This window comes from Fibrobacter sp. (assembly GCA_024398965.1).
Classification (GTDB): domain Bacteria; phylum Fibrobacterota; class Fibrobacteria; order Fibrobacterales; family Fibrobacteraceae; genus Fibrobacter.
The window spans coordinates 1-8,734 of record JAKSIF010000075.1 but is presented as its reverse complement, the minus strand read 5'-3'; the positions used below and the strand labels follow the sequence as shown (position 1 = coordinate 8,734).

General features: G+C 47.2%; 12 protein-coding genes and 1 tRNA gene. 3 read left to right on the top strand and 10 right to left on the bottom strand.

Going from position 1 to position 8,734, the window contains the following annotated elements; translation table 11 throughout:
- The 4 genes from MJZ26_14065 to MJZ26_14050 form a co-directional block, all read right to left on the bottom strand.
- Positions 1 to 1,247 (bottom strand): beta-galactosidase (locus MJZ26_14065; GenBank protein MCQ2106903.1); only part of this gene is annotated, 1,247 nt, incomplete at its 3' end.
- 233 nt (positions 1,248 to 1,480) lie between these two features.
- Positions 1,481 to 2,938, bottom strand: a complete 1,458-nt coding sequence (gene guaB, locus MJZ26_14060) for an IMP dehydrogenase (GenBank protein ID MCQ2106902.1) — start codon at positions 2,936 to 2,938, stop codon at positions 1,481 to 1,483.
- Positions 2,922 to 3,320, bottom strand: a complete 399-nt coding sequence (locus MJZ26_14055) for a hypothetical protein (protein MCQ2106901.1) — start codon at positions 3,318 to 3,320, stop codon at positions 2,922 to 2,924. Before MJZ26_14055 ends, guaB begins: the two co-directional genes overlap by 17 nt.
- 173 nt (positions 3,321 to 3,493) lie before the next feature.
- Positions 3,494 to 4,051 (bottom strand): fibrobacter succinogenes major paralogous domain-containing protein, encoded by a 558-nt coding sequence (locus MJZ26_14050; GenBank protein MCQ2106900.1) that lies wholly within the window; start codon positions 4,049 to 4,051, stop codon positions 3,494 to 3,496.
- Between MJZ26_14050 and MJZ26_14045 the strand changes: the two genes are divergently transcribed.
- On the top strand, positions 4,050 to 4,754 hold the full coding sequence (locus MJZ26_14045; GenBank protein MCQ2106899.1) for a hypothetical protein: 705 nt from the start codon (positions 4,050 to 4,052) through the stop codon (positions 4,752 to 4,754). The genes MJZ26_14050 and MJZ26_14045 overlap by 2 nt on opposite strands.
- A gap of 29 nt (positions 4,755 to 4,783) precedes the next feature.
- Here MJZ26_14045 and MJZ26_14040 read toward each other — a convergent pair whose 3' ends face one another.
- Complete coding sequence (locus MJZ26_14040; GenBank protein MCQ2106898.1) at positions 4,784 to 5,485, bottom strand: hypothetical protein; 702 nt, start codon at positions 5,483 to 5,485, stop codon at positions 4,784 to 4,786.
- A 193-nt stretch (positions 5,486 to 5,678) separates the two neighbouring features.
- On the opposite strand from MJZ26_14040, the gene MJZ26_14035 reads away from it, so the two are divergent.
- Together MJZ26_14035 and MJZ26_14030 are read left to right on the top strand one after the other, a co-directional pair.
- Entirely contained in the window at positions 5,679 to 5,936 is a 258-nt protein-coding gene (locus MJZ26_14035) for a hypothetical protein (protein MCQ2106897.1), read from the top strand.
- Between the two features lie 45 nt (positions 5,937 to 5,981).
- Complete coding sequence (locus MJZ26_14030; GenBank protein MCQ2106896.1) at positions 5,982 to 6,359, top strand: hypothetical protein; 378 nt, start codon at positions 5,982 to 5,984, stop codon at positions 6,357 to 6,359.
- A gap of 149 nt (positions 6,360 to 6,508) precedes the next feature.
- On the opposite strand, the gene pth is transcribed toward MJZ26_14030, so the two are convergent.
- The 5 genes from pth to MJZ26_14005 form a co-directional block, all read right to left on the bottom strand.
- Positions 6,509 to 7,060, bottom strand: coding sequence for an aminoacyl-tRNA hydrolase (gene pth / locus MJZ26_14025; protein ID MCQ2106895.1), 552 nt, complete (start codon positions 7,058 to 7,060; stop codon positions 6,509 to 6,511).
- 5 nt (positions 7,061 to 7,065) lie between these two features.
- Entirely contained in the window at positions 7,066 to 7,224 is a 159-nt protein-coding gene (locus MJZ26_14020) for a hypothetical protein (GenBank protein MCQ2106894.1), read from the bottom strand.
- A 73-nt stretch (positions 7,225 to 7,297) separates the two neighbouring features.
- Positions 7,298 to 7,882, bottom strand: coding sequence for a 50S ribosomal protein L25 (locus tag MJZ26_14015; protein ID MCQ2106893.1), 585 nt, complete (start codon positions 7,880 to 7,882; stop codon positions 7,298 to 7,300).
- Between the two features lie 40 nt (positions 7,883 to 7,922).
- Positions 7,923 to 7,994, bottom strand: a tRNA-Gln gene (locus MJZ26_14010).
- Between the two features lie 59 nt (positions 7,995 to 8,053).
- A partial coding sequence (locus tag MJZ26_14005; GenBank protein MCQ2106892.1) for a 4-(cytidine 5'-diphospho)-2-C-methyl-D-erythritol kinase occupies positions 8,054 to 8,734 on the bottom strand: 681 nt, incomplete at its 5' end.

Sequence of the window (8,734 nt, the reverse complement as noted above, 5' to 3'; positions counted from 1 at the left end):
ACCCAGCGCTCCGGAGTCCACCTCATGTAACTCTTGTTGTCAAAGGTCAGCATTCTTTCGTAGCTGCCAATATTTTCCGCAATGGTGGGGAGTCCCGCCTTGTATGCGCGCACCAGGGAATCCGCAGTACCGGGAATCCCGATAAAACCGTCATCGCGTTTTGTAATTCCAAGGCTCAAGGCGTAGGTATAAATTTCGCCGTAGCCATCAGAAGGCAGAGCAAGCAAAGTCTTCTTGAAAACAGAGGCGTAATGATCCAGCAATTCCTTCTGAACTTTTAAAGACGGCATGTCACTACCATCCAGGTGGGAAACGTGCCATTCGCCCCATTCCCCGAAGGTTCGCACATCAATATACTCCAGGCGCGGATCGCCGTCGTACTTTGCAGCTAGTGCTGTTGCAAAATCCTTGGCAGCTTTCATGTAGACAGGATCGTCCCATCTGGGAACCTGGGCACGAGCGCCGTTATCCTGAAAGATGGCGTAGTCCTTCTGGGCGCCTTCTTTGTAAACCCATTCCGGAGTCCAGTCGTATTCACTTGCAGGCGTATTGTTGCCTTGAATGTAGGAAGGAGAATAAGGGAACACGCGCAATGCGTAGCCCAAGCCATGTTCCTGAAGCACGTTCAGCAAATCTTCCAGCTCGGACCAGTCGTAAACACCTTTAGCTGGATTCAACTTATCCCAGCGCTGGTAACCGGAGCCATAGGTAATCAAGTTCCAGGCGCCATTCTTATCGGGCCCGAATCTAAACTCAGGAACGAAATTCCAGGCGCCTTCGGTAAGGAGAGTAAAGCCCTTATGGGGATTAGGCAGCGGGCCCTTGAATGGCTTGAGGGAATAAGAAATCCTTGCAGTAGTATCACCAAGAATCACGGAACTTGATGAAACGTCCTCACTGCCGCTGGATTCCGCGGGAACTTCTTCAACAGACTCTTCTGCAGAGCTGCTGGACACTGCGGAACTATCGACTGTTTCGCCAGCCGAACTATACGCAGGTTCAATAGCGGAGCTATCGGTAATTTCATTGGCGGAACTGCCCGGTAGCAATCCTTCCGATGAACTAGAAACATCAAATGAACTGGAAAGTTCATCAACGACAACAGCGCTGCTTTCGTTATCCGTAAACTCTACCGATGACGAACTAACGTCAAATCCACCAGGCGACGAACTGTTATTGTCGTCACCACAGGCACTCAGCACAAGGCCAAGCCCAACCGCCATTCCAAACAAAAAACTCTTTTTCATTCCAACCTCTTACCTTATTCTGAATATAATAAAAGATATTCATTATGAACAAAATAAATTTTCAACCGAAGTCTCATGTAGTCATAAAAAAAATCCCGCTGCAGCTCTAGACTGCAACGGGATTTTTCATAGGCTAGATCCTTCGACAAGCCACTTCGCGGCTTGCTCTGGATGACACGGAGGGCGGCCACTCAAGGTCCGCGAGCGATAAAGACCCGCGGCAACCTAAGCGATTAACCTTCGGAACGGTAGTTCGGGGCTTCCTTGGTGATGGTCACATCGTGAGGATGAGATTCGCGGAGGCCAGCGCCAGTGATACGGACGAAGGTAGCCTTGTCGTAGAGTTCCTTCAGGTTTGCTGCACCTGCGTAACCCATGGCAGAGTGGATACCGCCGATGATCTGGTAAATGGTATCGCGGAGCGGTCCCTTGTAAGGAACGCGGCCTTCGATGCCTTCGGGAACGAACTTGCGGGGTTCCTTGATGCCACCCTGGAAGTAACGGTCTGCAGAACCTGCAGCCATTGCGCCGAGGGAGCCCATACCGCGGTAGCTCTTGTAGCTACGGCCATCAGCCAGGATGACTTCGCCCGGAGCTTCTTCGGTACCGGCAAACATGGAACCGATCATGACAGCGTGACCGCCAGCGGCCAGAGCCTTGACGATGTCGCCAGAGAACTTGAGGCCACCGTCAGCGATAATCTTTACGCCAGCCTTGCGGGCAGCCTTGCCGCATTCAACAACAGCGGAGAACTGCGGGTAGCCAACGCCAGCAACGATACGGGTGGTGCAGATGGAACCAGGACCGATACCCACCTTGACGATGTTTGCACCGCACTTGGCAAGTTCAGTAACAGCTTCCGGAGTGCAGACGTTGCCGCCGCAGATGGTGAGCTTGGGATATTTCTTGCGAACGGTCTTCACCATGTTGCGGACACCAATGTGGTGGCCATGAGCGGTATCGATAACCAGCAGGTCAACGCCAGCTTCCACGAGGGCGGCCACACGTTCCAAAGTATTTGCAGCAGTACCAACGGCAGCGCCCACCAACAACTGGCCATTCTTGTCCAGGCTTGCAGAGGGGTTGTTTTCGCGCTTCAGAATGTCGGTCATGGTGATGAGGCCCTTGAGAGCGCCGTTAGCATCAACCAGAGGAAGCTTTTCAATACGCTTTTCGGCCAAAAGTTCCTTGGCCTTGGCGAGACTGATCTTGGGATTTGCGGTGATGGGGTTCTTGGTCATCACCTTTTCGATCTTCACGCTGTAGTCAGTAATGGTGCGGAGGTCGCGGCTGGTAAGCATGCCCACCAGCTTACCCTTCTTGAGGATGGGGAAACCGCTGATCTTGTGCATGGCACGCATTTCGAATGCGGCGGAAACCGGCTGGTCTGCATCCAGGGTCACCGGATTGGTCACGATACCGGACTGCCAGCGCTTGACCTTGCGAACTTCTTCGGCCTGTTCTTCAACAGACATATTCTTGTGGATAATGCCGAGACCGCCCTGAAGAGCAATGGAGATAGCGAGAGGAGCCGTGGTAACGGTATCCATAGCAGCGCTGATCACCGGAATGTTGAGCTTAATGTTCGGGGCAAGCTGAGTGCTCACGTCTGTCTGGGAGGGCAAAACGGAGGATGCTGCGGGAACGAGAAGAACGTCGTCAAACGTTAAAGCTTCAGGCAAAATTTTCATAAATGAACCTCTTACTTTTTGCGTTGCAAATATAGCAAAAGGCGAGAGAAGCGGCAAAAAGCATTTTTTCTTTTTGACATTTCCGAGCCGCAACTATATGCGTTCCCCGAACGCCATATAGGAAATCAGACGAAAGTGCTTCCAAACTCATTTTTTCAAGGGGGCGGAGCCCCGCCCCTAGTCGGCACTCTGTTGCCTCCATACCCCACCCAGCGGGGACACCCCGCAACGCCCCGCATTCCATTTTATAGGCATAGCTTCTGAATTTTTGCAAAGGAAACGGCCGGACAGAGCACTTTTGCATTTCAATGTCGATGCTTTTTTCGGGATTTTGTGCACCAAAAATGCTGTAAAATTTTTGAGACCGAGGAAGCCTTGCCAATAGCTTTCTTTATAAAAAAAAGGACTCGCAAAATTTTGAGAGTCCTTAAATTGTTTGTTATGAGATATACCGTAGGTGCGTTTGGTTTATTTCAGCGTAGGCAACCAGTGTCCCTGTTCTTTGTAAACATCAGGCCAAAAAAGAATGGTTTTAGACATGATTTTACTCCTTAATTAATCCTTTATGCAACGAACGGAAATTGCATATTGTGGTCCATGGTACTTAAGATCCCTAAGTGTATCTTCGTCATCATAAATCGTTTTTGTTTTTATTTCATCAGAATACAATGAATTATCAACAGGATATACGAGCATTGAAGTTCTTTTGTAGGTATCAGTAACATCGTTAAATCCATTAAATATAGTATAATAGCCAGCTAAAGTAGCTGAGAATCCAGATTCATTCGAATGTTCCATATTTTCGCCCCACATAGAATTATCATCCAATTTCATTTTTTTTCCTGCAACAGAAGCCCCCCCTAAATATTCAATCAATACATTCCAATGAGTCAGTGTTGGAACTATCCACCCATCCGGACATATAACTCGTCCATCGCCAATAGGATCAATAAGAACTTCTCTTGTATACAATCTTCCATGGATAGAGCAATCACCTTCATTAAAGGTTCCCGTTGTACCGCCTCCGCAAACAGTATTCCCCCCATATTTCGTCCCCACCGTATCATCCGGCAGATAATCAATATTTTGAGCCATCCATACTTGAGAGCCGATGGTTACAGTTTTGTATATGTGGTTATCTCGTAAATCTGTTAATGTATTATTAGTTGCGTCATATACACTGTTTAAAGAGGACGAACTCTTTTCTGATGAAGAAGAACGAACCTCACTAGATGAGTTTTTTTCTGATGAAGATGACACATCCTTGCTTGAGGAGCTTTCAACTGACGAAGACGATTTTTTATCACTAGAAGAACTGTCTTCCGACGAAGATAAAACACCCTTGCTTGAAGAACTCTCAACTGACGAAGACGATTTCTTACCACTAGAAGAACTATCTTCCGACGAAGATGATGCTCCCTTGCTTGAGGAACTCTCAACTGACGAAGACGATTTTTTATCACTAGAAGAACTGTCTTCCGACGAAGATAAAACACCCTTGCTTGAAGAACTCTCAACTGACGAAGACGATTTCTTACCACTAGAAGAACTATCTTCCGACGAAGATGATGCTCCCTTGCTTGAGGAACTCTCAACTGACGAAGACGATTTCTTGCCACTAGAAGAAGAGTCTCTCAATGATGAGGACATAATCTTACTAGAAGAACTTAACCTTTCAATAGACGAACTAGATTCCTCTATTTCAGGTCTTACTAAAGGTCCACTAGAATCATCGTCTCCACAAGAGACAAGCATTAGTAAAGGAAGAAGCAACAGTATCAAATATTTTGGCATGAACCATTCCTCTGCAAATTAAACATCAGACCAGAAAAGGATGGCTTTCCCTTATTTTTTTATGCACCGAATAGAAAGATAAAATCCTTGTCCATAATTAGTATATGTGGCAACATCACTCTTATCATTTATCCAAATTCCATTTTTTTCAGTGGAATTAAAACTATGAACTGTAAAAACAGCCCTCAACTCGCCAATATCATTACGTGAATTATAGCCTTTAGATTTAACGAAATAACCTGCAGGAATAGCAGAAAATCCATATTCATTCATAAGACTTTCATCAGGCCAATACCTGTTTTCATTTGATTTCATTGCTTTTCCGGCAACATTGATCCCTCCTAGAAATTCAACTAACACTTGCCATTGTTTCAATGTGGGAACATCCCAACCATCAGGGCAAATGTTTTGATTATAATGATCATAGGCGTTTATATCTTTTTCATATAATCTCCCATAAACAGAGCAATCGCCTTCTTGCAGTGACTGATATTCTCCACCACCACATATAGAGCGACCAGCCCAAAAAGTGCCACTAGTATCTCGAGGCAAATAATTCAGATTTTCAGCCATCCAAATTTGAGTTCCGATAGTTACTGTTTTATAAACATGACCATCGCGTATATCGGTTAAAGTATTATTTGTTGCATCATATGTACTATTTAGCATCATCGAAGAGCTAGAAATACCTGAAGAACTGACACTTACAGAAGATGAAGACTTTGCTACACTGCTACTAGAGCTACTAGCCATTACGCTACTAGAAGAACTTTGAACTGAACTTGATGAAACTGCGGAACTTGAACTAGAAACGACGCTTGAAGAGGAACTGCTGGGATCCTCGATCGGAGTCGAGGATGACGAGGAAATCAGTGTCGATGATGACGAGAGTATTGGAGTTGAGGATGAAGACTCTTCTGGCTTCTTAGTTGATGAAGAACTTTGAATGACGCTGGAAGAAGAACTGTTTGCGCAGTTTGCCAAGTCTAGAACGTATGTTACGCCATCGTCGCAAAGGTACATCTTGGATTCTTCGCTGGAACTGCTAGATCCTTCGACTTCGCTCAGGATGACAGAGGAGGATGAACTCAGGATGACGCTTGAAGAAGAATTCAGGATGGTACCAGAAGAAGATTTCGGAACATCACTGGATGAAGAATTCTGTGTCACAGAAGAAGACGATTGCACTTCATTCCCGGTTTGACCGGAAATCTCGCTGGAACTGCTAGATCCCTCGACTTCGCTCAGGATGACACTGGAAGATGAACTCAGGATAACACTGGAAGAAGAATTCTGGATGGTACTAGAAGAAGATTTCGGAACGTCACTGGAGGATGACGAAAGTATTTCTACCCATGTTCCGTTGGCGCAGAGGCGGGGATTTTCACTATCGACCGGCTTGATTACAAGGCCTTCATTGCCAGCGTCGCACGGGATTTCAGTTCCCTGTTGTGGAGGCAAGCTGGAGCCGCCGTTTTCGTTATTGGCGTTACTTGCGCTGTCATCGCCACATCCCAGAACAAACAGCGATGACGCAACCAGTAAAAAGCACAAATGCAACTTTTTCATTTTACCTCCGGGCAACATGAAGCACATGAAGGTAAAGCTAGATTTTTTTCATTTGTAATTCAACAATCCTAAAGATTTTTCCGCACAAATCTCATTTTTACGCAGCATTCAAACCATATATAATACAAAGTGCATCATATAAAAGAATCGGGACAAAATAAAAAGAGGCCGTTCAGCCTCTCAATTTTTATGCAATGGAAACCAGACTTACTTCCCGTTGTACCTTTCCATGCACTTTTCGATGCCGAACTTGAAGTAGCATTCCACCAAAGGCTTCACCTTTTCAAGAGCCTCGTCAAAAACAGGGCGATCTTCTGGCGGGAACTTGGCCAGAACCCAGTTACTAAGGTCGAACTTGGGAGGGCACTTCCCCACGCCAAAGCGAATGCGGGGGAACTTGTCGCCTATCTTTTCGATAATGTTGCGAAGCCCGTTCTGACCGCCATGGCTGCCATTGGCACGGCAACGGATACGGCCCACATCCAGGTTAATATCGTCACTGAAAACCAGGATCTGCTCAGGCTTGATCTTGTACCAGGTCATAAGAGCCTGAACGGACTCCCCTGACAGATTCATATAGGTTTGTGGCTTAGCAAGCAGGCATTCCTGGCCGGCGATTACAACCTTCTGGGTCAAAGCCTTATGCTCAGACTTCCAGTCGTCACTGGCAGCAAGTTTTTCTACCGCCATGAAACCTGCGTTATGATGGGTATTGGAATACTGCGTTCCAGGATTACCTAAACCAACAATTAAGTACATAAGCCTTACTCTTCTGCTTCCAGCTTATCGTATGCAGCCTTGGCCTTTTCACGAGTAGGATCGTTATCCTTCTTCGGTTCGTTGCTGGCACAGGAGCAAACGAATGCGGTGCATGCTATTACAGAAAGGAGGGCAGAAAGTTTTTTGATAATCATTGTATTCATGCGTCTAAAAATAAAAAAACACCCGCGGAAAATCCACGAGTGTTTGAAATTTGCTGGGTTTGAACCTAGGAAATTAGCCCTGAGCTTCTTCAGCCTTTGCGCCACGCTTAGCGGTGATGTTGAAAATCACAACGCGCGGAGTGCAAGCCAGTTCAACACCTTCTGCCAGCGGAAGATCCTTGGCGTAGAAAGTGGTGGGAGCAGGATAGCTGGAGATATCCATTTCAATGAGAGTGGGGATCTTGGTGGGAACAGCAGCAAGGTTGATGTAACGGTTCTGCTGAGCAAAGGTACCACCCTGAGTCTTAACGCCAACCGGAAGGCCGTTCAGCTTAACAGGAACGCGAACCTTAACCTTGGTGTTTTCATCGATCTTCAGGAAGTCGATGTGGATGATTTCCTGAGTGATGGGATCCTTCTGATAGTTGTAAACTACAGCGGCGTTGCCTTCCTTGCCATCAATGACGAGGTCGAGAAGCGTATAACGCTTACCCGGGGCGAGGACCTTGCGAACGTCGATAGCGCTAACGCTAACATTCACTGCTTCCTGACCCTTACCATAATAGACAGCCGGAATCTGGCCGGCCTTGCGGAGACGCTTGCTATCAGCGCTCTTGCCCTGTACTCTCGAGGTTGCTACGAGCTTAGTGAGTTCCATAATTTACTCCATTCGAGTTAAATTAAATTGTTAAAAAACATTGGGATAGCTGGACTCGAACCAGCGAATAACGGAATCAAAATCCGTTGTCTTACCACTTGACGATATCCCAATGGTGGCGCAAATATAGTATTTACGCCAGATTTTTAAAGGGCGGGGTATCCAAAACGGCTAAAATCCGGTAAAAAAGCGGGTTACCTTTTGGTAACGAGATATGGACTTCATGGCTTCCGCAGCCTTTTGCGCCAAATCCTTCGAGGCAAAAATGCCAAAAACGGAGGCTCCGGAACCAGACATCAGGGCGCACTTGGCACCCTGGCGCAGGAATTCAGCCTTCATCTGTTCAACCAGGGGGTGCAGTGGGAACACAGAACCCTCAAAAGCGTTAAACAGGTCGCAGGCTCCGGCAACCGGGCTGAAAACTCCCTTCTGGCTGTTCAAGGTAGACCAAGAAGCCTTATACTCATCCCAACGGGCAGGGCCGGACTTGGCAACGCCAGCATAGGCATCCTTGGTAGGAACGGCATCCAGCGGGGTGCAAATCAGCAGGTATTCGCCTTCGGGCAGCTGCAGTGGGTCCATAAAGGTGAGCTTTTCACCGATACCTTCGGCAAAGGCAGTACCGCCACGAACCAAGAACGGCACATCGGCGCCAAGCTTTGCACCAATGCCTTCCAGAATTTCAGGCAGGTAGTTCAAATTCCACATGCGGTTCAAGAGACGAAGAGTTGCCGCAGCGTCTGCACTGCCACCGCCAAGACCAGCCCCAAGGGGCATCACCTTTTCAAGGTAGATGTCGGCACCGAGAGATTCTGCGCCAGGCACGCCCTGCTCCGCTGCATAAGCCTTCAG